15 protein-coding genes are annotated in these 23,730 nt (G+C 68.7%); 13 read left to right on the top strand and 2 right to left on the bottom strand.

Annotated features, from left to right (window positions below):
* The first annotated feature begins 137 nt into the window (after positions 1-137).
* From ACZ5MC_RS15940 to ACZ5MC_RS15910, 7 genes are all read left to right on the top strand, one after another.
* Entirely contained in the window at positions 138-3,332 is a 3,195-nt protein-coding gene (locus ACZ5MC_RS15940) for a CehA/McbA family metallohydrolase domain-containing protein (RefSeq protein WP_306601467.1), read from the top strand.
* A 9-nt stretch (positions 3,333-3,341) separates the two neighbouring features.
* A complete protein-coding gene (gene dnaB, locus ACZ5MC_RS15935; protein ID WP_464516237.1) occupies positions 3,342-4,712 on the top strand; it encodes a replicative DNA helicase in 1,371 nt (456 codons plus the stop codon).
* Complete coding sequence (gene recG, locus ACZ5MC_RS15930) at positions 4,712-6,802, top strand: ATP-dependent DNA helicase RecG (protein ID WP_306601465.1); 2,091 nt, start codon at positions 4,712-4,714, stop codon at positions 6,800-6,802. The genes dnaB and recG overlap by 1 nt, the downstream gene beginning before the upstream one ends.
* Positions 6,799-7,245, top strand: coding sequence for an NUDIX hydrolase (locus tag ACZ5MC_RS15925; protein ID WP_306601464.1), 447 nt, complete (start codon positions 6,799-6,801; stop codon positions 7,243-7,245). Before recG ends, ACZ5MC_RS15925 begins: the two co-directional genes overlap by 4 nt.
* A gap of 272 nt (positions 7,246-7,517) precedes the next feature.
* Positions 7,518-11,309: a CheR family methyltransferase gene (locus ACZ5MC_RS15920; protein WP_464516236.1), complete on the top strand. Its 3,792-nt coding sequence runs from the start codon at positions 7,518-7,520 to the stop codon at positions 11,307-11,309.
* A 1,682-nt stretch (positions 11,310-12,991) separates the two neighbouring features.
* Positions 12,992-14,638 (top strand): hypothetical protein, encoded by a 1,647-nt coding sequence (locus ACZ5MC_RS15915; protein ID WP_464516235.1) that lies wholly within the window; start codon positions 12,992-12,994, stop codon positions 14,636-14,638.
* A 14-nt stretch (positions 14,639-14,652) separates the two neighbouring features.
* Positions 14,653-15,177, top strand: coding sequence for a hypothetical protein (locus ACZ5MC_RS15910; RefSeq protein ID WP_306601461.1), 525 nt, complete (start codon positions 14,653-14,655; stop codon positions 15,175-15,177).
* A gap of 9 nt (positions 15,178-15,186) precedes the next feature.
* On the opposite strand, the gene coaD is transcribed toward ACZ5MC_RS15910, so the two are convergent.
* A complete protein-coding gene (gene coaD, locus ACZ5MC_RS15905; RefSeq protein ID WP_306601460.1) occupies positions 15,187-15,672 on the bottom strand; it encodes a pantetheine-phosphate adenylyltransferase in 486 nt (161 codons plus the stop codon).
* Positions 15,673-15,716: 44 nt separating this feature from the next.
* Here coaD and ACZ5MC_RS15900 point away from each other — a divergent pair, with 44 nt between their 5' ends.
* Genes ACZ5MC_RS15900 through ACZ5MC_RS15875 form a run of 6 tightly spaced genes read left to right on the top strand, consistent with a single transcriptional unit; the run spans position 15,717 to position 22,302 of the window.
* On the top strand, positions 15,717-16,811 hold the full coding sequence (locus ACZ5MC_RS15900; protein ID WP_306601459.1) for a D-alanine--D-alanine ligase family protein: 1,095 nt from the start codon (positions 15,717-15,719) through the stop codon (positions 16,809-16,811).
* Between the two features lie 43 nt (positions 16,812-16,854).
* Positions 16,855-17,172 carry a flagellar basal body protein gene (locus tag ACZ5MC_RS15895; RefSeq protein WP_306601458.1) on the top strand — a complete coding sequence of 106 codons (318 nt, stop codon included), beginning with the start codon at positions 16,855-16,857 and terminating at the stop codon, positions 17,170-17,172.
* Between the two features lie 39 nt (positions 17,173-17,211).
* On the top strand, positions 17,212-18,420 hold the full coding sequence (locus ACZ5MC_RS15890) for an AmpG family muropeptide MFS transporter (RefSeq protein ID WP_306602290.1): 1,209 nt from the start codon (positions 17,212-17,214) through the stop codon (positions 18,418-18,420).
* Between the two features lie 33 nt (positions 18,421-18,453).
* Positions 18,454-19,932: a polyphosphate:AMP phosphotransferase gene (gene pap / locus ACZ5MC_RS15885; protein ID WP_306601457.1), complete on the top strand. Its 1,479-nt coding sequence runs from the start codon at positions 18,454-18,456 to the stop codon at positions 19,930-19,932.
* Complete coding sequence (locus ACZ5MC_RS15880; RefSeq protein WP_306601456.1) at positions 19,929-21,071, top strand: ATP-binding protein; 1,143 nt, start codon at positions 19,929-19,931, stop codon at positions 21,069-21,071. The genes pap and ACZ5MC_RS15880 overlap by 4 nt, the downstream gene beginning before the upstream one ends.
* Positions 21,072-21,090: 19 nt before the next feature.
* The gene (locus ACZ5MC_RS15875) at positions 21,091-22,302 is read left to right on the top strand and encodes a PleD family two-component system response regulator (protein WP_306601455.1); all 1,212 of its coding nucleotides are present in this window, start codon (positions 21,091-21,093) and stop codon (positions 22,300-22,302) included.
* Between the two features lie 258 nt (positions 22,303-22,560).
* On the opposite strand, the gene ACZ5MC_RS15870 is transcribed toward ACZ5MC_RS15875, so the two are convergent.
* On the bottom strand, positions 22,561-23,667 hold the full coding sequence (locus ACZ5MC_RS15870) for an IS110 family RNA-guided transposase (protein WP_373432559.1): 1,107 nt from the start codon (positions 23,665-23,667) through the stop codon (positions 22,561-22,563).
* Between the last annotated feature and the right edge of the window lie 63 nt (positions 23,668-23,730).

The raw sequence follows: 23,730 nt of genomic DNA, 5'->3' as shown, positions 1-23,730 counted from the left end.
GCCCACAGCCACCGCCGTGAACCCGAACGGAGAGTAACCCAGGCAGATAGTCCCATCGTGAGTTAGCATAGACCCTTACCCCCATTGGGGCCCAACGCGAGTGAGAATTAATGAATCATACAAGCCCCGTGCGGCCATTGACACCTTCCCTTCCCCGCGTGGGCCTCGCCTTCGCCGTGCCGGCCCTGCTCGCGCTGGGCGGCACGGGCTGCTACCGGGCCACGGGGTTCCAGCGGACCACCGTGGTCGCGGAGGCCATTCCTGAATCGGGTGGCGACCGGGTGTCGGGCCTCAAGTCCACCGCAGGCCCCGGCGACTACTACCTGGGCAACGACTTCGTCCAGGTGGCCATCGACGGCACCCGCTGGGGGGATGCCTCCCAGGTCCCCATCGCAGGAGCCCCATCGGGCGGCAGCATCGTGGACGCCGGCTACGTCGCCCTCGACACCAGCTACCAGCGGGTCAACATGCCCGGGGATTCCCTCGAACGGCTCACGCCCGTGGTCAACCAGGATCCGGACATCCAGGTGGTCTTCGACACCTTCGAGCCCGAGACCCTCACGGAGCCGAGCACCCTCACCATGCGGGGCCGCATCCTCGACAAGGCCCACAAGCTCACGGGCGCGGACTGGGAGACCTCGGGCATCGTGCGGGGCGTCTCCGTGGTCCATGTGCTCTCCCTCGGCAAGCTCTCCCGCTACGTCCTCGCCTCGACCACCGTCGTGAACGAAAGCGGCTCCCCCGTGGGCGTGCGCAGCATCGGGGACTTCCTCCACCAGACTTCGAGCGGCTACCGCTTCTGCGTTCCCGCGGGCGTGTCCGTGTTCGGCGAACCCCTGGCCAAGCCGTGGGGCGTCCAGATCCCCGGCAGCGATTTCGGAAACCCCATCGCCACTTCCGTCCAGTCGGCCATGGTGGTGCTGATGGCCGTCGAGCCCAGCGCCGCATCCATCGATTCGCACGCGTCCATCGGCATCATGAGCCAGGATTCCCCCGCGGTCGCCGTCGCATCCGACCCCCAGGACGCCCTGGAGGCCATGCGGCCGTCGTTCCCGGAACGCCTGGTGGTGGGCTGCCTTCCCCTCCCCCCCGCGGGCCTCGCGGCGGGCGCCTCCCTCTCCTACAACCGCCGCCTCTACATCGTGGGCGGGATGAGCAGCTCCACCGCCATGCCGAACCACGGCGAGGCGCTGTTCGACGAGATGGCCCTGACGAAGTACAACGCCACCGACGGGCTCTGGCCCCTGGGCTTCGGCCAGATGAAGTTCTCCCTGACCGGGTCGGCCATGAGGCAGGGCCCGTTCCCCACCGAGGTCCGCGTCGAGCGCAACGCCGGCCAGACCGGCAAGGATATCTGGATCCCCGAGCGCGTCGTCTGGCTGGAGCCCGGCGAGAACATCACCGGGACAAGCACCTTCTCGGCCGACTCGACGTCCATGTACCTTCCCGCGGGCACCTACCGCATCGTGGTGACCAACAAGGTCGGCCAGCAGATCAAGTACGAGACGGTGAACTCCTACAACACCCTCAGGCCCCTGCTCAGCGGCCCCATCGTCATCTACCCGAGCCAGGGTTTCTACGTCGGGTCCAAGGACTACCTGTGCCCCGAAGCCGACCAGATCGTCAGCGAGACCGGCACCGCGATCCGCGGCCTCTACGCGGCCCACCTCTTCGATACGCGGGAGGCCGACGCCCCCGAAGGCAACATGCAGCCGATGCGCTTCACCTTCAAGGGCACCGGCACCACGCCCGATCCCGCCTTGCGCAGGACCCGGACCCTCTCGACCTACTACGACGCCATCTCCAAGAAGGTGGCCGTCGCCGTGGCCCCAGGCCAGGACCAGTTCCGCGCCGGCAACGAGATGTTCGGCACCGGTTTCTTCAGCAACGTGCAGACCCGCTACTTCTGGCTCGCCAACGGCATCCCCACCGGCGAGATCTCCGATGCCGGCAACCCCGTGATCAGCGGCGGCACCTTCCGCGCCTACGCGACCCGGGGACCCCTCTCGGACCTCCAGACCAAGGACATCACCGCCTACGAGGGCCAGACCAGCAACAGCCACTCCTTCATCGTCTGGCCCAGGTCCCTGCCCGCGGGCTGGACCACCTTCGACGTGCCCGGGCCCTCCCAGGCCAGCGGCGGCGGCTACCTCCCGGTCGAGAAGCTGGTCTCGGCCCTTGCCGAGGCCGTCCAGGTCGTGGCCACGACCGAGAAGGACATGGCCGCCGACGGCCACCGGCTCTACAACGACTTCCGCATGGAATTCGACGGCGTCGGCTGGAGCGCAGCGCAGCTCGCCGCCGTCAAGAGCGATCCCTTCGTGATGAACGCCCGCACCTCCGAGCTGCCCGGCTACGGCACCGCCACCGCGCTGGGCACGCCCGCCGCCACCGCCTACCGTTTCGGCGGGGCCCTGCAGCCCGACAACTGGACCCTGTCCGACTTCATCACCCAGGCCCGGGGCTCCTTCACCATCGTGCACCGGCCCCGGGGCGCCAACGGCCTCTTCACCCTGACCGGGTTCGACCGCACCGTTCCCGTGGGCACCGGCGTCAACGCCTGGTGGACCGGCAAGGGCTTCTACGCCGACGGCACCACCAACGGCGGCTTCGACGCCATCGAGCTCCTGCGCGGCGAGGGCTTCGTCAAGACCGCCCCCGATCCCTGGTTCCAGGAATTCCTCCAGGTCCGGGCCGACTGGTTCGCGCTCCTCAACCAGCAGACCCCCGCGGCCTTCACCAAGGCCCTGGGCCTGTCCTCGGCGAGGTTCAGCCTCGACACCCCCGTGGGCCTGGCCCGCACCTACCTCAAGGCCACGCCCGTCCTCGCCAACCCGCCCATCGCCGGCACCACGCCCACCTCGGACCTGGTGCAGGACCTCTCCACCGTGCTCGCCGCCCTGAAGTCCGGCGCCGCGGTGGCCTCCACCGGTCCCTTCCTGGACGTGACGGTGGGAGGCGCCGGTCCCGGCGGCCTGGTGAAGGGCCCCCTGGCCACGGCCAATGTCGTCGTGAACCTCTACAGGCAGGACTGGATGCCCCTGGACCAGGTGCGCATCGTCATGAACGGCAAGGTGGTCAGCACCATCGATCCGGCCGCCCTCACCCGGTCCGCCACGGACGACCGCCTCTTCAGCGGCACCTTCCCCGTCGCCCTGCCCACCACGGGCACCGGCGCCTGGATCGTGGTGGAAGCCGGCGTCGCCCTCGACCAGACCGGGCCCTACAAGGCGGGAACGCCCTGGTACGAGATCATGCGGGGCATCTACCCCATCGCCGTCACGAACCCCATCTTCATCGATGTGACGGGCACCGGCTACACCCACCCCTGACGTGACCCCATGAGCGAGTGGCTCCCCCAACGCCTGCCAGAGGACATCGAGGCCGAACGCGCGCTGTTGGCCACCTGCTGCGCGCCGGGGGCCGAGACGGCCGCCACCGAGGTCTCCTTCGTCCTGACGGAGGAGGACTTCGTCCACCCCGCCCACCGCGCGGTGTTCAAGGCCCTCAAGTCCCTGATCGAGGCCCAGCTGGAGGTGAACTCCCTCACCCTCAAGGACGCCCTCGACCAGGCCGGGGACCTCGCCCGGGTGGGCGGGTTCACCGGGCTGGTGGACCTCCTCAGCGCCGAGGAGGTGGGACGGCCCAAGGTGCTGGCCGACCTGCTCATCCGCAAGCGCAAGCTCAGGCAGCTCATCCGGCTGGGGGCCCAACTGGTGCGCCAGGCCGCGGAGGAGGAGGCGCCCCCCGACACCCTCGTGGAGCAGGCGGCGGTCGACCTCTTCCGCCTGGCCCAGGGCCAGGACAAGCGGGGCCTCGAGCACATCGCCGACGTGGCCAAGGACGCCATGGAGAACCTCCTGGACCGCCTGGAGGGCCGCGGCTCCACCGGCCTCAGGGTGGGCTTCTCCAGGCTGGACGCCATCACCCAGGGCTTCCAGCCCGGCAACCTCATCATCCTCGCGGCCCGCCCCGGCATCGGCAAGACGGCCCTGGCCCTCAACTGGCTGCTGCGTTCGGCCATGTACCATCAGGCCCACGCGGCCTTCTTCTCGCTGGAAATGTCCAAGGAGGAGGTCTTCAACCGCCTGCTGTCGGCCCACTGCGCGGTGAACCTCCGCAGCGTGGCCGCCGGCAACTTCGACGAGGCCATCCAGGCCCGGCTGCTGAAGAGCCGGGACGCCCTGCTGGAGCTCCCCATCTACATCAACGACCAGGCCGCCATCACCACGCGCGAGATCACGGCCATGGTGGACCGCCACCTCTCCCACGCCAACCACAAGCTGGACCTGCTCATCGTGGACTACCTGCAGCTCCTGAGCAGCCCCGACTCGTCGCGCGCCGCCAAGCAGAGCGAGGCCACCCGCATCGGCGAGATCAGCCGCGGCTTCAAGCTCCTGGCCAAGGACCACGGCATCCCCATCGTCGTCCTCTCGCAGCTGAACCGCGAAGTGGAGCACCGCCAGGGCGGGCGCCCCCAGCTCTCCGACCTGCGCGACTCCGGCGCCATCGAGCAGGACGCCGACATGGTCATGTTCATCCACCGCCGCATGCAGCCCCCCGCCGACGGCCAGGTGGAGGACGACCGCAGCGCGGAGCTGATCATCGCCAAGCACCGCAACGGCCCCGTGGGCTCCGTGGGGCTCTACTTCGAGGGCGAGTACGCCCGCTACCGCGAGATGGAGCGCGCCACCGATCCCGGGCAGGGCTGATGGCCACGGCGCTGCCGCTCTACCCCCTCTCCTCCAAGGTCACGGCCCTGCGGGGGGTGGGACCGGCCTTCGCCGAGGCCTTCGAGGCCGCCGGCATCACCACCCTCAAGGAACTCCTCTGGTCCCTGCCGTACCGCTACATCGACCGGGGCAGCCTCCAGAAGATCGGCGAGCTCGACACCCGCTGGAGCCCCGACCGGGAGCCCGTGACCGTGCTGGGCACCGTCAAGGACCTCCGGAGCACCACCACCCGCTTGCAGCGCATGGCCCTCACCGAGGTGCTCCTGCAGGACGGCACCGGCACCATCCGCCTCATCTGGTTCAACCAGGGCTACCTGGCCAAGGCCCTGCGGCCCGGCGACCGGATACTGGCCTTCGGGCCCGTGGCCATGGGCCGCGGGGGCCTGGAGATGCGGGGACCGGCCTTCGAGAACATGGGCAAGGCGGCCGACGAGGAGAACCTCTGGATCCGCCGCTTCCTCCCCCTGTACCGCAAGCTGGGCCCCATCACCGGCCGGTACCGCCAGAAGCTGGTCCAGGAGGCCCTGGCCCGCGCCGCGGACCCGGGCGAGTGGCTGCCCCCGGACCTGGCCCGCGGCTATCCCGACACCCTGGGCGCCCTCCGGCTGCTGCACCAGCCCCCCGACGACGGGGACGCCGACCTGCTGGACGCCCACGCCACCCCCGCCCACCAGCGCCTGGCCTGCGAGGAGCTCTTCGCGTTCTCCCTGGGCGTCTCCCTGCGCCGCGCGGGCCGCATGGCGCGACGCGGCCAGCTGGTGGCCACCTCCCCCGAGCTGCGCGAACGGCTGCGGAGCTTCCTCCCCTTCCGGCTCACCGGGGCCCAGCGCACGGCCTTCAAGGAGATCGTGGAGGACCTCACCTCGGGCCGGGTCATGCACCGCCTGCTCCAGGGCGACGTGGGCAGCGGCAAGACCCTGGTGGCCTTCCTGGCCATGGCCATGGTGGCCGAGACCGGGGGCCAGGCCGCGCTCCTGGTGCCCACCGAGGTCCTGGCGCGCCAGCACGCAGCCACCTTCCAGCGGATCCTGGGCGACCAGGCCGGGCGCATGGAGCTGCTCCTGGGCCCCATGAAGGCCGCCGCGAAACGCGCCGCCCTGGCCCGCATCGCCTCCGGCGAAGCCTCCTACGTGGTGGGCACCCACGCCCTCTTCCAGGAGTCCGTGGCCTTCAGCCGGCTCCAGCTGGTGGTGGTGGATGAGCAGCACCGCTTCGGCGTGCGCCAGCGCGAGGCCCTCAAGGAGAAGGGGCTGGACCCCCACTGGCTGGTCATGAGCGCCACCCCCATCCCCCGGTCCCTGGCCCTGGCCCTCTTCGGCGACCTGGAGCAGTCCGTGCTGGACGAACTGCCCCCGGGCCGCCAGCCCATCACCTCGAGGCTCCTGGAGCCCGACCACGCCGGGCGCGCCTGGGAGCTGGTGGAGCGCGAGCTCCAGGCCGGGCACCAGGCCTTCGTCATCAGCCCGGCCATCGACCCCCAGGACGAGACCAAGGTGCCCCTGCGCGACATCCAGGCCATGGAGGGCCTCCTGCACGCCCAGTTCCCGGACGTGCCCATCGCCGTCGTCCACGGCCGCCTCAAGGCCGACGAGCTGGCCCTTCGCATGGACGCCTTCGTCAAGGGCGAGGCCCGCATCCTCCTGGCCACCACCGTGGTGGAGGTGGGCGTGGACGTGCCCAACGCCACGGTCATGGTGGTGGACCACGCCGAGCGCTTCGGCCTGTCCCAGCTCCACCAGCTGCGGGGCAGGGTGGGCCGCGGCTCGGCGCGCAGCCAGTTCATCATGCTCTCGGCCAGCGAGACCGAGCGCCTCCGCGTCCTCACCGAGACCCAGGACGGCTTCCGCATCGCCCAGAAGGACCTGGAGCTGCGCGGGCCCGGCGAATTCTTCGGCACCAGGCAGGCCGGCCTCCCCAGGTTCCAGGCCGCGGACCTGGTGCGGGACCGCAGGCTCCTGCTCGCCTGCAAGGAGGCCGCGGAGAAGGCCCTGGCCAGGGGCCTCACCGGGCCGCAGAGGGACTGGCTGAAACAGGAACAGGCACGGCTCAAGCTGGCGGAGATCTCATGACAGGCTGGAGGCCCACGGTGGCCGCGATCATCGAACGCGAAGGACGCTTCCTGGTGGTGGAGGAGACCGACGGGGTCCATCCCGAGCGCGTCTTCAACCAGCCCGCGGGCCACGTGGATCCGGGCGAGACGATGCTCGAGGCCGTGGTGCGCGAGACGATGGAGGAGACGGGCCTTCCCTTCACCCCCCAGGCCTTCCTGGGGGTCTATCACCTCAAGGCGAGAAACGGCCGCGACTACCTGCGCTCCGCCTTCATCGGCACGGTGCCCGAAGGGCAGGAGCCCGCTCCCCGGGACAGCGTCATCCTGGCCTGCCACTGGCTCACGCGGGAGGAGATCGCCGCGCGGCCCCGGTCGTCGGTGGTGGTGGCGTGCATCGACGACTACCTGGCGGGGACGCGCTACCCGCTGTCGGTCGTGGAGCGGTCGTTCTCCGACAGGTGATCCCGTACGGCCCGCGCCGCCGCGCGATTCGGCGATAACAGAAAGTTTTTTACAGGAACCATTCAAGCTTCTCAGCACGCATGTATTGGTATGCGGTGCGGGTAAACCAGCCAAGCTGTCGGCATTCCGAAAAACCATTTATAAATCCCTGCCCGTTTCCTCGTAAGCACGGATTCGGCGGGACTTCCCCGGGAAAAGGGCCTGATAGGATGGCGTCAATCCCTTTCGCCCGCAGGCTCTTTCTCCCGCAATCCAACCGGAACCCCTTCCTGATGGACATGCCGCACGACAACCTCCACGAACCCGGGGACCCGTCCGAGGTCCTGCAGCGCATCTGCGAGGTCCTGGCCCGGAAGACCGACAACGACTTCAGCCGCTACAAGCCGGGGACGCTCCAGCGCAGGATCCAGAACCGCGCGCGGGCCACGGGCTCGCGATCGCTCCAGGACTACCTCGCCCACCTCCGGGACTCCCAGGAGGAGGCCGAGGCCCTGCTGGCCGACCTGCTCATCGGCGTCACCGAATTCTTCCGCGACCCCATGGCCTTCGTGAGCCTGGCCAACAACCTGATGGCGGAACTCGCGTCGGGGAAGGCCGATCCGGATCCCCTCCGCATCTGGGTCCCGGGGTGCTGCACCGGCGAGGAGGCCTACTCCATCGCCATGCTGGTCAGGGAGCAGCTGGACGCGCTGGGCGCCACCCGTCCGGTGCGGATCTTCGCCACCGACATCGACACGAGCGCACTCATGCACGCCAAGGCGGGCCGCTACGCCCCCGAAGCCCTGCGGGGCGTCTCGCCGGACCGCATGGCACGGTTCTTCGTGCCGGAGGGCGCCCTCTTCCGGGTGGTGAAGGAGCTCCGGGACATGTGCGTCTTCTCCGTGCAGAACCTGGTTCGGGACCCTCCCTTCTCCTCCCTGCACCTCATCGCGTGCCGGAACGTGTTCATCTACCTCCAGCCGGACCTTCAGCGCAGGCTGGTCCCCCTGTTCCATTTCGCCCTCAAGGCCCGGGGCCTCCTTTTCCTGGGGCCCGCGGAGGGGCTGGCCTCCAACCCGGACCTGTTCGAGGCCGTGGACAAGGTCCACCGCATCTTCCTCCGTCGCGAGGTGCGGTACCGGCTCCCGCTGGACTTCCCCCTCGGGGACCGGCGGCTCCTGTACCGCGACCGGCCCAGGGCGGAACGGGCCCCCGGCGGGCCCGCCGCCACCACCGACGGGCTTTTCGAGCGGATGCTCCTGGAGGAGTACGCCCCGGCCAGCGCCATCGTGAATGAGCTCGGGGACGTCCTGTTCTGCGCCGGGCGCATCGGGCGGTTCCTCCATCCGCCCATGGGTCCGCCCACCAGCAACCTGCTCCAGAGCACCGCCGGCCCCCTCCGGAGGGAACTGCGCAGCCTCCTGGCCCAGGCGGCGGACCCTGACGGCGCGGGCCCGGCCACAGCCGTCGTCAAGGCCGATTCGGGGCAGGGCGAGGAGACCCTCCGCGTGACGGTGCGCCCCATGCCGGGCCTGGAGCGGGAATCCGGGGTGTTCGCGGTGATCCTGCAGACGCTGGAGCCGGTCGGGCTCCAGGCGCCCCCCTCCGGCGGGGACAACCCGCTCCTGGACCAGATGGAGATGGAGCTCCGGGCCACCCAGGCCGAGCTGCAGGCCACGATGGACGAGCTGGGCTCGACCAACGAGGCGTTCAGCGCGTCCAACGAGGAGCTGCAGGCCTCCAACGAGGAGCTGCAGGCCTCCCAGGAGGAGCTCCGGTCGGTGAACGAGGAGCTCACCACCCTCAACCACGAGCTCCAGCAGAAGGTCGGCGAGCTCCGCCTCGCCAACAGCGACCTCCAGAACCTCCTCGGGGCCACCGAGATCGCGACCATCTTCCTGGACGCGGACCTGCGCATCACCCGCTTCACGCCGGCCTCCGCGGACGTGTACCGGCTCATCGACGGCGACCTGGGCCGCCCCATCGGCGACATCCTGCCCCTCTTCCGGGGCGCCGACGTCCTCGAGCTGGCCCGCCACGTCCTCGCCACCCACGGGATCCGGGAGGAGCACGTCCAGGGCGCCGACGGGAAGCGTTGGTTCATCGTGCGGGCCCTGCCGTACCGCACCCTCGCCCAGGCCGTGGCGGGCGTCGTGCTGACCTTCACCGATATCACCGAGATCATGCTGGCCCAGCGCGCCCTCGCCGAGAACCAGGAACGCATCCAGGTCAGCGAGGAGCGCCTTTCCTATTCGCTGCAGCGCAGCCACACCGGCGCCTGGGAGTTCGACAACACCGACGGCTCCGCGTACCGGACCCTGGAGCAGGCGCGGATCTTCGGCTACGACTCGACCGAGGGCGAGTGGACCCGGGACCTCTTCCTGGAGCACGTGGTGCCCGAGGACCGGGCCGAAGTCCGCCGGATCATCCGGGAGGGCGCGGCCTCGGGTTCGGACTGGACGTTCCAGTGCCGCATCCGCCGCACCGACGGGGAGATCCGCTGGGTGCTGGTGGCCGGTGGCGCCAGGGGCGGGAGGGACCACAAGCCCGGGCTCATGGCGGGGATCATCCAGGACATCACCGCACGCAAGCAGGCCGAGGAGGAGGTCCGCCGCTCCGAGGAGCGCTTCGCCCTCACCTTCCACGCGAGCCCGGACGCCATCGCCATCACGCGGATCGAGGACGGCACCTACCTGCTGGTGAACGAAAGCTTCACCCGGTTCCTGGGCTTCGCCCCAGGCGAGGTGCTCGGGAAGACGTCCATCGAGCTGAAGGTCTGGGCCGATCCCCGGGACCGGGACCGGTGGACCGGGGAACTGCGCCGGGAGGGCCAGGTCACCTGCCTCGAGATGTCCTTCCGCAAGGCCGACGGCAGCATCGCCGTCGGGCAGGTGTCCTCCAGGATGATCACCCTGGCCGGCGAGGCCGTGCAGCTGTCCATCATCCGGGACATCACCCGCCAGCGCAGCGAGGAGGAGCACCGCCGTCTCCTCGAAGCCGAGGTGGAACACATGCAGCGGATGGAGAGCCTCGGACGCCTGGCGGGGGGCATCGCCCACGACATGAACAACGTCCTGGCGGCCATCTTCGCGCTCACCCAGGCCCTCCGGGTGCGCCACGCGGACGACGCGGAACTGGACGGGGCCCTGGCCACCATGGAACGGGCCGCGGGCCGCGGACGGGACCTGGTCAAGGGCCTGGTCGGGTTCTCCCGCAAGGGCCTGAGGGAACCGGCGCCCGTCGACCTCAACGGCCTCGTCCGGGAGGAAGTGGCCCTCCTCGACCGGACCCTCATGCAGAAATACAGGCTGGTGATGGACCTGGACGAGACGCTCCCCTCGATCATGGGGGAGGCCGGCATCCTGGCCAGCGCGCTCATGAACCTGTGTATGAACGCCGCCGACGCCATGGCGCCGGGGGGCACCCTCACCCTCCGCACCCGCCGCCCCGCCGAAGGGCTCGTGGAGGTCTGGGTCGAGGACACCGGGGAAGGCATGCCGCAGGAGGTCGTGAAGAAGGCCATGGAGCCGTTCTTCACGACGAAGCCTTCCGGCAAGGGCACCGGCCTCGGCCTGTCGATGGTCCTCAACGCGGCCCTGGCCCACGGCGGGACCCTCGCCCTTCAGAGCGAACCCGGAAAGGGCACCCGCGCCATCCTGCAGTTCCCGGAGGCCGCGGCCTGCCAGGGCCCCGCCGCCCCCGAGACGGCGCCGCCGGTCCCGCCCCTGGCCATCCTGATGGTCGACGACGACGAGCTCCTGCGGGCTTCGGTCCCCACCATGCTCAGGATGCTGGGCCACCACGTGGAGACGGTGGACGGCGGCGCGGCGGCCCTGGCGTGGCTCGACGCCGGCGGCAGGGCGGATCTGGTGCTCCTGGACATGAACATGCCCGGGATGGGGGGCCTGGAGGCCCTGCGGGGCATCCGCGCCCGGAACGCCGCCCTCCCCGTGCTGCTGGCCACCGGCTACCTCGACCCGGACCTGGAGGAGGGCCTGGCGGAGGATCCGCTGGTGCGCGTCCTGGGCAAGCCCTTCACCCTCGTCGGGATCCAGAGGAAGTTCCTGGAGCTGTTCGGAGGCTGACGGAACGTATCTCGCCGCGTGCCTGATGCCTTGAACGATGTCCCTGGAATTTCTTTTGGCCTCCTTTACCTGGCCAGGGCCAACAGGAGCGGGAAGCAGCTCCTCCTGCGCCCGCTTGCGGCTTTCGCGGCCTGGCATATCCATTCCGGGACGCAAAGAGCGGTCCGGTCTTCGGCCGCCCTGGATGCGTTCGTCCTGAATGGTGCCTTGACGGGCAGGAGGGGCTCCCGTGGGTGGCGGATCTTCTCGACCGTTGCGGAGAAAGAGTCTTGGTCCCTGGCTGGTTGCGCCATGGATCCTCCTTCCGGTGCTCCTTTTCATGGCGGGACCCGCACATGGGAGCGGCCTCCTGCGGGGAGCCCTGGACGTGGATCCAGGCCATGGCGCCGTGGCCCTGAGGATCGAACTGGGCCCCGGCCTGGGTTGCCCGGCATTCAGGTATGCGCCTGCCATCGTTGGACGGTTTGCGCCGGTCCTCGAGGCGAGGGGGGGCTCGGGGTTCGCGCTCTGGCCGGGCGTTCTGGAATTGGCATTGCCCGGTGGGGGGGCACCCGAAGGGGAACCGCTCGCGAGATGGACGTGTCCGGACGGTTCAGGCGGGAGCGCGATGGCTGTTCCAGCCGCGGGCGTCGCGTGCCATGACCTCTGGAGGAAGTTCGGATACGGCATCCAGGATCCGGGCCGGGTGCCTTCGCCCCTTGTGCCAGGCCTCCGAACCCCGGGTCATGGGGTCTGGGCAGGGCCAGGCGGGGACCTTCTCCTGCCCCTTCCGGAGGGAGACGGGGACGATGCGGGGCGGGGCGCGGATGGCCTTCCTTGCGCCCTGCTGGCGGTTCGGGGGGAGACCGCCTTCGAATACCGGAAGGCGCCCCGCCCGGAGGCGACCACGCCTCTGCGCTTCCGCCTCTCGGCCATCCGGTCCAGTTCCGGCGAAACGCTTTCCTTCACCTACGGCGAAAACGGGGATTTCTTTGAAGCAACCCTGGGGCCCGAGCACCTTCGAGTCGCCCTTGCAGGCCTGGCCGCAACGGCCCCGGTTCCGGCCCTGGATTCTTGGGCCCCTGAAGGGCTCCATCGGAATACGGAAGCGCGGCTGAGGGTCACTTACGAAGGCTCGTCAGGAAACCCGGAATTCTCCGTCACGGCCATGGTGGACCCGGCAGGCGCGGACGCCTGTCCCGTGGAGGAAGTTCGGATACGGCATCCAGGATCCGGGCCGGGTGCCTTCGCCCCTTGTGCCAGGCCTCCGAACCCCGGGTCATGGGGTCTGGGCAGGGCCAGGCGGGGACCTTCTCCTGCCCCTTCCGGAGGGAGACGGGGACGATGCGGGGCGGGGCGCGGATGGCCTTCCTTGCGCCCTGCTGGCGGTTCGGGGGGAGACCGCCTTCGAATACCGGAAGGCGCCCCGCCCGGAGGCGACCACGCCTCTGCGCTTCCGCCTCTCGGCCATCCGGTCCAGTTCCGGCGAAACGCTTTCCTTCACCTACGGCGAAAACGGGGATTTCTTTGAAGCAACCCTGGGGCCCGAGCACCTTCGAGTCGCCCTTGCAGGCCTGGCCGCAACGGCCCCGGTTCCGGCCCTGGATTCTTGGGCCCCTGAAGGGCTCCATCGGAATACGGAAGCGCGGCTGAGGGTCACTTACGAAGGCTCGTCAGGAAACCCGGAATTCTCCGTCACGGCCATGGTGGACCCGGCAGGCGCGGACGCCTGTCCCGAGCGGTTCTGGAACAACCTCCAGGTCACGCGCATCACGGATGAATCCACAGGGGAATCGGTGGCGTTCGCCTACGGAAAGCCTGCGCAACCCCTCGACCCGGGCCCTGCCTTGATCGAGGACCGGATGCCTGCCGTAGTCCGGGAGATCACCCTGCCCGGGGGGAGGACCCTCGTCCTCGAATGGGAGGGTTGCAGGAACGAGGCTCCCGGGGGAACCCGGTTCGGAGTCGCCGCTCTAAAGGAAGGCCGGATCCTCGGCCACGAATTCAAGGAAACGGCCGCCGCCTATCGCCGGATCCCAACCGGCGCGCGGGAATCCATGCCGCCGGGCCCTCCGGTCTGGGTCCATCAGGCACGTCACTTCATTCTGGGACTGGAACGGCAGGCTCCGACCCCGTGCAGGACCCATATTCGGGACCATTGGAACCTTATTAATAGCGAACCGGACATTGGTTCAATCCCGACGTTTGAAGAGGACGGGCCTTCGTCCACCCTGCGGCCCGTCGCAGGGCGGCTGACCCGGCAAGTCACCTGGACGGAGGGAACCCCTCCAGAGGACGTGCATGAATCGGGCCGGCCCGGTCTCAAGGGGGGTTCGGGGTTCGGCCCGAATGTGCGGATGGGACCCATCCGGTACGACCCCGCGAAACGGGAAGCCACGATGGAATCCATTTCCGGCCTTCCACCCCTTGGTGCGGCCGGCCGGGTCATGACGCCGGAGGAAGCGGGGAGCCAGGGGGCCACCATCCTCGCAAACGAAATCGCAAAGAACATGCAGTCCATTCGAGAAACCAGCCAAAGGGCCAGCGGCATCCAGGCGAGCCTGGCGGCCGCATTGGCCTCGACGAAGGCCCTCGAGACCCAGCAGACCGCCCAGAGGGAACGGCTGGATGAACAGATCCGAAGCCAGGGGAAGCAGCAGGCCGCCCAGTTTGAACTCTGGAAGCTACAGTCAGGCCTTCAGGCGGAAGCCGAGCGCAGGGCCCCGATTCAGCCTGCCCAGGCCCAGCCGGCCCAAGTCCAGCCGTGGTGGGCCATCATTCCAGCGTCGCTCATGAACGATGGGATTCCTCCGCTGACGGAAGAGGAGCGGGTTGGGTCCAGGCCACGGTACAACCGGTCGGGGGATCCGCTGGGGGTGGATCGGCCCCCGCTCAAACCCAGAGAGGACCAGGAGGTCGTCCTGCTCCTCAGCAGACCGGTGACGGGTGCATTGGGATTCCTTGCGAGCCACACCGCCACGATCATCCAGACGAAAGGGCTGGACCTCGTCATTCAGTCCGGGCCGGATGTCCAGGGTTCAGGGCTCAATATCGCAAGTGTCGATATCACCCCCGCTGGACAGGGTCGGGCCCGGTTCGCAAAGGAGGCTGCGGTCACCCAGGTCCAGGCCAAGTGGTTTGTCCCATCCGGCCTGCTGACCGAGAACAGGGCCAGGTCCTTGGCGGATGAGTGGAATGGACACCATGTCAAATATTTCGACCACGAAAGGCATCTTCCCGTGACCACTTGCAACACCTTTTCCAGGTGGTTCGCCAGAAGACTCAATCTGAAATTGCCAACCGACATGCCAACACCGATCCTGTACGGTTGGACCAAGGAATTCGACTAGGGGGAGGAAATGTCATGAGCGTTCGGAACCGTTTCCTTGCTGGATTGGCCCTAACCGCCTCCTTGTCCGGGCAGCAGGCCCTGGTGCTGAGCCAGGGGCAGATCGTTGCCTTCCACGGGAATTCAATCGGCATGATCACGAAGCAGCTGGCCAAGGATGAGGCCACCTTCCGTTTCAACGGGCGCGATTACCCGAATGGCGGAAAGCTTTTCGAACAAATGGTAAGGGACACTGAAAAATCCAGCGTGCTGGATTCCCTGAAGATCGTGAACGGCGACATGGCATTCGAAGGCAGGCCCATCGAGGCTGGAACCCGCATCTTCCAGGTGGACGTCGCCATCCGGTGGGGGGACCTGATCGCGTGCCTGGCCCTGGTGCCCCATAAGGCCATGAATCGGCTTGAACCCGGACGCGCAATGGCGCTCGTCATCTTCTCGCCAAGGACGGGCCAGGGAGCCTTCAGGACGCTTCACGTCGAGGGAAAGGGCTCCAGCGACCTCTGGCTGCTGGATCCGATCGAGCATGCGAAGAAACGCTAGAGGGCTGATTCATCCCGGCAGCTTGAGCCGTGCAGCGATCCTCTCCACCAGCACCTCCGGCACCAGCCCCGAGATGTCCCCGCCCATGCCCCCGACCTCCCGGACCATGCGGCTGCTCACGACGCTGTATTCCTCCTTGGGCATGAGGAAGACGGTCTCCAGGTTCGCCGAGAGCTTGCGGTTCATCAGGGCCATCTGGAACTCGTACTCGAAGTCCGAGAAGGCCCGCACCCCGCGCACGATGAACTGGGCGTCCCGCTTGCGGGCGTAGTCCACCAGCAGGCCGTGGAAGCTGGTGACCTCGACGTTGGGCATCTTCCCGATGAGCTCCTTGAGGAACTCGACCCGCTCGGCCACGGTGAAGGCGGTGTTCTTGGCCGGATTGTGGAGGACGGCGACGATGAGGTGGTCCACCAGCTTGTCGGCGCGAAGGATCAGATCCCAGTGCCCGAACGTGACGGGGTCGAAGGAACCAGGGTAGATGGCAGTGCGCAAGGGAACTCCTGCGGAAGGCGAAGGTCCTAGTTTAGACTTGTGGGATGAACAACGCGCGCCTTTCCATCGGTCTCCTTTTCGGCGGGGAAAGCCCGGAACACGAGGTGAGCATCGTGTCGGCCCGGAGCATCGCCGCCCACCTGGACCCGGACCGCTTCGAGGTGCGACCCATGGGCATCGCCCGCAACGGCGTGTGGGTGCTCAACGGGGACCCCTTCGCGAGGCTCTCGGCCGGGGAGCTGCCGGAACGCGGGCCCTATCCGTTCCTGCCCCTGGAAAGGGGCGCCGAGATGGCGGAGCTGCCCGACGTGTTCTTCAACGCCATCCACGGGGCGGGGGGGGAGGACGGGCAGATCCAGGGCTTCCTGGAGCCGCTGCACCGGCCCTACACCGGCGCCGGGCTCCTGGCCATGGCGGCGGGGCTGGACAAGTGGATCACCAAGCGCATCTGGGAATCCGGAGGGCTGCCCGTGGTGCCCTACCTGGGGCTCACGGAGGAGGAGTGGAGGCGGGGCCCCGGGGAGGTCCTGCGGTCCGTGGCGGCCCTGGGCATGCCCGTCTTCGTCAAGCCGGCCAACCTCGGGTCCAGCATCGGCATCGAGAAGATCAAGGCCGCCGCGGACCTGCCCGCGGCCCTGGACCGGGCCTTCACCTTCGACCGGCGCGTCCTGGTGGAACAGGGCCTCACGGTGCGGGAACTGGAAGTGGCGGTGCTGGGCGGCGACGACCCCGTCGTCAGCGTCGTGGGGGAGATCCTTCCGGCCGGGGAGTTCTACGATTTCAAGGACAAGTACCTGGACGGCAAGAGCACGACCCGAATACCGGCCGAGCTGCCGGAAGGCGTCGCCAACCTGGTGCACCAGTACGCCGTGGACGCCTTCCGGGCCCTGGACGCCTACGGCATGGCCCGGGTGGATTTCTTCCTGGACCGCTCTACCGGTCGCCTGTTTCTCAACGAGATCAACTTCATCCCCGGTTTCACCAGCATCTCCATGTATCCCAAGATGATGGAGGCCAGCGGGGTGCCCTACGCGGAACTCCTGTCCCGCCTGGTCGACCTGGCCATCCGGCGCTTCGAGGAGAAGGCAAAAAAGACCCGGCTGTTCCAGAGCGGCAGCACCTGGTACGAACAGCCTTGAGAAGTTGAAGGTTGGGCCTATCCTGGAACTACCGAGGGGCTTCATGGACGGCATTTCCGCAGGCATTTCCGGCATCGGCGTTTCCGCGCAGGGCGTCGCCCTGTCGGCCAACAACGTCGCCAACCTCAACACCGACGGCTACAAGGCCAAGACCCTGGGGCAGCAGGATCTCCAGCAGGGGGGCGTCAGGGCCTCCGGCATCGGCGAGAGCCAGGAGCCCACGAACCCCGGCGGATCCAACGTCGACCTGGCCACGGAGGCCGTGAACCTGGACACCCGGGGCCTCAGCTACAAGGCTGACCTCAAGTTCCTCCAGGTTCAGCAGAACCTTCTGGGCGTCGCGCTGGACATGAAGGCCTGATCCAACCATCCTCGGAGGATGAGGAAACGGTCCTTGGCGATGGTCACGGTGGCCCTGATGGGGTTCGCCTCGGGTCTGCCCCTGTATCTGACCGGCTTCACCCTCAAGGCCTGGCTGACGGAGTCGGGACTCGATCTCAGGGCCATCGGCCTGTTCGGCCTGGTGACCCAGCCCTACGCCCTCAAGTTCATGTGGGCCCCGGTCCTGGACCGCTTCCTGCCCCCCTTCCTGGGGCGGCGCCGGGGCTGGATGGTGCTCTTCCAGGGCGCCCTGGTCCTGCTCATGGTCCTCATGGCCCTGGCGGACCCCAAGGTGAGCGTCACCCGCATCGCCCTGCTGGGCTTCATGGTGGCCTTCGCGAGCGCCAGCCAGGACATCGTGGTGGACGCGTGGCGCCGGGAGGCCTTCGCCGAGCGGGATCTGGGGCTGGCCAACGCGGTGCACATCGGGGCCTACCGGGTGGCCATGCTCGCCAGCGGGGCGGGGGCCCTCATCCTGGCGCAGGCCGCGGGGTGGCGGGCCACGTACCTGGCCATGGCCGGCCTGATGGCGGTGGGCGCCCTCGGCACCTTCCTGGCCTGGTCCACGGACGGCCAGGTCCGGCCCCCGAAGACCCTCCGGGAGGCCGTGGTGGCGCCGCTGGCCCAGCTCCTGAAGCGCCCCGCCATCGTCGAGATCCTCGCCTTCTGCCTGCTGTACAAGATCGGCGACCAGCTCGCCGACGCCATGAGCGCGCCCTTCCTGCTCCGGGGCATGGGGTTCACCAAGCTCCAGATCGGCGCCACCACCAAGACCGTGGGCATGGTCTCCATCATCCTGGGGGGCCTCCTGGGCGGGCTCCTCATGAAGAAGCTCAGCCTCAGGCGGGCCCTGTTCCTCTTCGGCCTGTGCCAGGCGGCCTCCATCCTGGCCTTCTGGGCCCTGTCCCACCTGGGGCCGCGCCTGGCGGTGCTGACGTTCGCGCTGGCCCTGGAGAACCTCAGCTTCGGCATGGGGGGCACCGCCTTCGCCACCTTCATCATGCTGCTCTGCGACCGCCGCTTCACGGCCACCCAGTACGCCCTGCTGAGCAGCCTCCTGGCCATCACGCGGGGCTACCTCACGGCCCCGGCGGGGTGGTTCGCCCTGCGCTTCGGGTGGTCGGGATACTTCCTCACCTGCGCCCTGGTGGCCATTCCGGGGCTCCTGCTCCTGGCGCGGTACGACCATTGGGGAATCGTGGAGGACAATCCCGGCGCAGAGGGCTAGAATTCGGGCCGACCCTCACCTACCGGAGCCACCATGTTCGAATCCGCCGAACTGGGCCATTCCATCGAGAAAGCCGTCTACGACCAGGAGGTGCCCGCCCTGCGCGAAGCCCTCCTGGACGCGCAGTACGACCTGGCTTCCGCGAAGAGGTTCCCCGTGATCATCCTCATCGCCGGGGTGGACGGCGCCGGCAAGAGCGCCACCGTCAACACCCTGAACGAGTGGATGGACCCGCGCCACATCCTCACCCACGGCTTTTCCGAACCCTCCGACGAGGAGCTGGAGCGCCCGCACATGTGGCGTTTCTGGCGGCAGCTGCCCCCGAAGGGCAAGATGGGGATCTTCGACGGGAGCTGGTACACCTGGCCCATCCTGGAGCGGGCCTACGGCCACATCAAGGATGCTCGCCTCGCGCAGTCCCTGGACAAGATCCGCCGGTTCGAGGAGATGCTGATCAACGAGGGCGCCCTGGTCGTGAAGTTCTGGATGCACCTCTCGAAGCAGGCCCAGAAGAAGCGCCTGAAGAAGCTCGAAGGCGACGCCCTAACCCGCTGGAGGGTCACGGACCGGGACTGGAAGCACTTCGAGATGTACGACACGTTCCGCGAGGTGGCCGAGCGCACCCTGCGCAGCACCAGCACCGCCGAGGCGCCCTGGATCGTGGTGGAGGCCGCGGATTCCCGGTACCAGAAGCTGACCGTGGGGAAGATCCTCCTGGAGCGCCTCCGGGCCCGCCTGGACAGCCCCGCGCCCCCGCCCGCCATCGTCCACGCGCCCCCCGCCGCCTCCAGCATCGACGGGCTGAACATCCTCAAGACCCTGGACCTCACCCGGAAGGTGGAGAAGGCGGAGTACGAGACGGAGCTGGAGAAGTACCAGGGCCGCCTCAACCTCCTCACCCGCCACAAGGCCTTCAAGGACCACAACGTGGTGATGGTCTTCGAGGGGGCCGACGCGGCGGGGAAGGGGGGCAGCATCCGGCGCATCACCCAGGCCATCGACGCCCGCCTGTGCGAGATCACCCCCATCGCCGCCCCCACCGAGGAGGAGCGGGCCCAGCCCTACCTCTGGCGGTTCTGGCGCCGCCTGCCCCGGCAGGGGCGCTTCGCCATCTTCGACCGGAGCTGGTACGGCCGCGTCCTGGTGGAGCGGGTGGAGGGCTTCTGCACCGAGGCGGACTGGATGCGCGCCTACGGGGAGATCAACGACTTCGAGGACCAGATGGCGCGAAGCGGGACCATCGTGGCGAAATTCTGGCTCCAGATCAGCCGGGAGGAGCAGCTCAGGCGCTTCAACGAGCGCCAGGAAAGCAAGTTCAAGCGCTTCAAGATCACCGATGAGGACTGGCGGAACCGGGAGAAGTGGGACGCCTACGAGTCGGCCATCTGCGACATGCTGGACCGCACCAGCACCGAGATCGCCCCGTGGACGCTGGTGGAGAGCGAGGACAAGTACTATGGGCGCCTGAAGATCCTCCGGACGCTCTGCGCGCGCATCGAGGAGGCTCTTTGACCCGGACCCACCCCGCCGCCCTGTGGATGGTCCTGGGGCCGCCCGCGGGGCTCCTGCTCCTGGGCCTGTGCATGGCGGCCTACCGCTGGCTGAGGCTCCGGCGGCGCCCGGTGGTCGACTCCGAGGAGGTGCTGCTGGGCGCCGTGAGCCAGAGCCTCCAGGAGCGGGGCCGGCTCGCGGCGAGCCTGGGCGAGCTGCGCACGGTGCACGAGCGGCTCCTGGACGCGCTGCCCTTCGGCATCCTGTGGGTGGACCAGCGCCAGAACCTGGCGGCCATCAACGCGGCGGCCCAGGCGCTGCTGGGCGTCAAGGCCGGCGTCGTGGGGCTGGAGGCCGGCTTCGTCCTGGAGGCCTACCCCTGGCTCCTGGAGGGCCTGGCTCGGGCCCCGGGGCCTCCGTGGCGCTGCGAGGGCGGGGGGCGGCGGTGGCAGCTCCGGCGCATCGAGGCCCCCCACATCGTGGGCGCCCTCCTCCAGTTCGAGGACGTCACGGACCTGGAGGCCGAGGAGCGGCGCCTCCAGCTGCGGGACCGCTTCGCCGAGCTGGGCGAGATGACCGCCGGCGTGGCCCACCAGCTCAAGAACGGCCTGGCCGTCCTGAAGGGCCACGGCCAGCTCCTGGATCGCGCCGGGCACCGGGACGCCGCCCAGGCCGTGCTGGCCGAGACCGACGCCCTTGAGCGGCTGGTGCAGCGCTTCCTGCAGTGGGCCAAGCCCCTGGAGCCCCAGTGCGTCGACCTGCGTCTGGAGGAGGTGGCCTCCCAGGCCGCCCAGGAGGTGCACCGGCGCCCGGCCTTCTACGACCGGGTGGTGACCGTCGAGGGGGCCGGAAGGGCCCAGGCCGACCCCATGCTGCTGCACCAGGCCCTGCTGAACCTCCTGGAGAACGCCTGCCACGCCACCCCTCCGGGCCGGCGGGTTCAGGTGCTGGTGCGGGACGGCGTGGTGGACATCCTGGACGAGGGGCCCGGGCTCAGCCCCGAGACCCTTTCCCGCATGCTCCGCCCCTTCGAGAGCGGCCGCCCCGACGGCACGGGCCTGGGCCTTCCCCTGGCCCTGAAGTGGCTCAACGCCCAGGGGGCGGACCTGGCCTTCTTCCCGCGGCCCGAGGGCGGGACCCGGGTGGAGGTGAAGCTTTGAGACGATGCCGGAGTGGACGATGACGATCCTCGACCTGAGCCCGCAACCCGGTGGAGAAGGCCTGGAGCGGGCGCTCCGCGACCGCCCGACGATCCTCGCCTACCTGGAGGACCTCCAGCGGACCGGGGCGGAGGCGGGGCTGCTGCTCGAGGGCCATGCGAGCCTGCCCGCGCGCGTGGAGGAGGTCCGGGAGGATCCCCCCTGCTTCCGGGTCCGCCTGGGGCGGGCCCTGCCCGAAGGCTGGCGCGCCGGGGCCACGCTCCTCTTCACCCTGGACGGCATCCGCCTCCTCGCCCCGGTGGACCTCCTGGAGCGCGGGCCGGAGGAGGCCTGGTTCGGCCTTCCCGCCTCGGTGGGCTTCGCCGACCGGCGCACCCGCATGCGGGCCCATTTCGGACCCCGGGAAAAGGCCACGGTCACCGTCCTGGAGGGCTTCCTGGGTGCCCGGGGCGCCACCGGGCCCCTCCTGAACCTCTCGCTGGAAGGCATCCGCATGCGCGTGGAGCGGGCCATCACGGTGCACGGGAAGGCTCCGATCGCCGTGGGCGCGGCCACCTTCCCCCCGGGGGCGAGGTTTCCCATCCTGCGCATCGACCAGCTGCCCTATTCCCCGGCGCTGGTGTGCGCCGGGGTCCTGGCGCACGTCTCCCATGCCGCCGACGGCATCCAGATGGGCATCCGCTTCGAGGACCTGGGGGAGATGGAGGCCCAGACCATCCGGCAGATCCTGGGCCGGAGGCTGCCCCGGTTCGGCGCCGGGTTCCCGGTGCGCGGGCACCGGGAGCCGCCCGGGAGGGCCACGGTGGCCGTCCAGCACGGCGAGGCCGTCGCCGAGCCGCCCGGGGACCCCCGCAAGGCGGGCCGGCGCATCCTCCTGGCCCTTTCCGACGGCCTGGACCGCGCCATCCTGGCCTCCGCCCTGCGCGCCGAGGGCTACCGCAAGGTCCACGAGGCCCGGAACACGGCCGAGGCCCTGGACCACCTGAAGGTCTTCCCCATGGACCTCGTGATCCTCGGGGAAGTGGTGGGAACCCTCTCCGCGGCGGACTTCCTCGCGAGGGTCCGGCGCCAGACCGGGGACCGCACGCCGGCCCTGCTCCTCGCCGCCCAGGTGGACGTGCGCACCCTGGCCCTGGCCCGCACCGCGCAGATCGAGCACGTGCTGCCGCTGGGGCAGGACCTCGGAGACGAATTCCGGGAGGTGCTGGCGGGGCTGCTGGCCACCCTCTGATATGTATTGGCCTGTCAAGGCTGGCAGCCAACTATTTCTCTTTTCCGGCAGTGTGTAGGGAGCAGAACGGACGGCATGCCGACGGTTGATCAGTCTGATATGCGCGGGTTGGGTACCGCATGACAACGGGTTCGTCGAGGAGCTGCCTCGATCTAGTGGCGAGGGTCATTCCAGAAGCGAATGCCTCTTAGAGGGTTCGAGGATTCTCCCACCGTTGTCCGTTCTGCTGCCGACACACTGCGGCTGCACTTCAGCCAGCTAAGGCTTGGGGGTAGGCGGTGGCAGGGCCTGGCCAATGGCCCAGAGGAAGCCGGTCAGCTCGCGGGCGATGGCCGTGCAGGTCTGGACCTTCTTCTTGCCCCTGGCCTCGAACTGCCGGTAGCGTGCGCAAAGGCGCTTCTGTGCAGCCCAGGCGATGGTCTGCACTGCTTCTGGAGCACGTTCGGCCCGTCTTTGCAGGCTCGGGGTTTTCCTCGCGGGATGCCGGTAGGTCCATGCTGCCTCCACCAGGACCCTGCGCACATGGCCATTGCCGGTCTTGGTGATCCCCCCGCGGGACCGGGTCTCGCCACTGGAATGCTCGCTGGGAACCACCCCCAGATACTTCATCAACTGGGGTGCATTGGCGAATCGCCTCAAATCGCCGATCTCAGCCACGATCGTGGTCGCAGTGAGGCGGTTGATCCCGCGCAGGGCCATGTAGCCTTCGATCAGCCTGGAGAAGGCCGAACTCGATCCGGCGGTTTCGATCTGCTCGTCGAAGGCCGCAACCCGTCTGGTCATGGCCTGGACCGTATCGACATATTCCTGAAAGACGATTTGTTGGACCGGCTGGTCGAACTTCATGGTTTCCAGCCAGCGGAGATGGGCCTGGGTCCACCGGGTTTTTCCGGAATAGGTCCGCCCGTGCCGCAGCAGGAAGGCCAACAGTCGCTGCTTGGCGACGTGCTGCAAATGCTTCAGGTCCTCCCGAGCCCGGGTCAGATCCCGCAGGGCCTCCTGGGCTTCGTCGGGCACCCATATTGCCGTTAGTTCCCCGGCCCGGTGGAGCCTGGCCAAGGTCAGACTATCGCGGCGGTCGGTTTTGACCCGGTCCCCAGGTTTCCTGGGAATGAGGGACGGCGCCACAACCTGGCACTCCAGCCGTAAAGCGAGTAGTTGCCGATAAAGGATGTAACCGCAGGGGCCCGCTTCGTAGCAGAACGAAAGCGTCGCGCCATCCTTCCGGAGTTGCCTCACAAGTTTCACCACGGCCTCCGGTGTATTGGCGATCTCACCCACGTACCGAACTTCCCCTTCGTGGGCTTCAGCCACCGAGACCGCAATCGTCTCCTTGTGGACATCCAGCCCGACGTACTTGCTCACCTTGCTAGAATCGTTCACGGCCTGTCCTCCTCAATTACGGCTCTGAGCCGGTTGTGTAATGCG

Source organism: Mesoterricola sp. JemC181 (genome assembly GCF_055384585.1).
This window is presented reverse-complemented; position numbering and strand designations above follow the sequence as displayed.

Bases quoted from the DNA above. Each gene is read 5' to 3' on its own strand.
- dnaB (WP_464516237.1), top strand. From the start codon at position 3,342: ATGAGCGAGTGGCTCCCCCAACGCCTGCCAGAGGACATCGAGGCCGAA.
- recG (WP_306601465.1), top strand. From the start codon at position 4,712: ATGGCCACGGCGCTGCCGCTCTACCCCCTCTCCTCCAAGGTCACGGCC.
- ACZ5MC_RS15925 (WP_306601464.1), top strand. From the start codon at position 6,799: ATGACAGGCTGGAGGCCCACGGTGGCCGCGATCATCGAACGCGAAGGA.
- ACZ5MC_RS15920 (WP_464516236.1), top strand. From the start codon at position 7,518: ATGGACATGCCGCACGACAACCTCCACGAACCCGGGGACCCGTCCGAG.
- ACZ5MC_RS15915 (WP_464516235.1), top strand. From the start codon at position 12,992: ATGGTGGACCCGGCAGGCGCGGACGCCTGTCCCGAGCGGTTCTGGAAC.
- ACZ5MC_RS15910 (WP_306601461.1), top strand. From the start codon at position 14,653: ATGAGCGTTCGGAACCGTTTCCTTGCTGGATTGGCCCTAACCGCCTCC.
- ACZ5MC_RS15900 (WP_306601459.1), top strand. From the start codon at position 15,717: ATGAACAACGCGCGCCTTTCCATCGGTCTCCTTTTCGGCGGGGAAAGC.
- ACZ5MC_RS15895 (WP_306601458.1), top strand. From the start codon at position 16,855: ATGGACGGCATTTCCGCAGGCATTTCCGGCATCGGCGTTTCCGCGCAG.
- ACZ5MC_RS15890 (WP_306602290.1), top strand. From the start codon at position 17,212: ATGGTCACGGTGGCCCTGATGGGGTTCGCCTCGGGTCTGCCCCTGTAT.
- pap (WP_306601457.1), top strand. From the start codon at position 18,454: ATGTTCGAATCCGCCGAACTGGGCCATTCCATCGAGAAAGCCGTCTAC.
- ACZ5MC_RS15875 (WP_306601455.1), top strand. From the start codon at position 21,091: ATGACGATCCTCGACCTGAGCCCGCAACCCGGTGGAGAAGGCCTGGAG.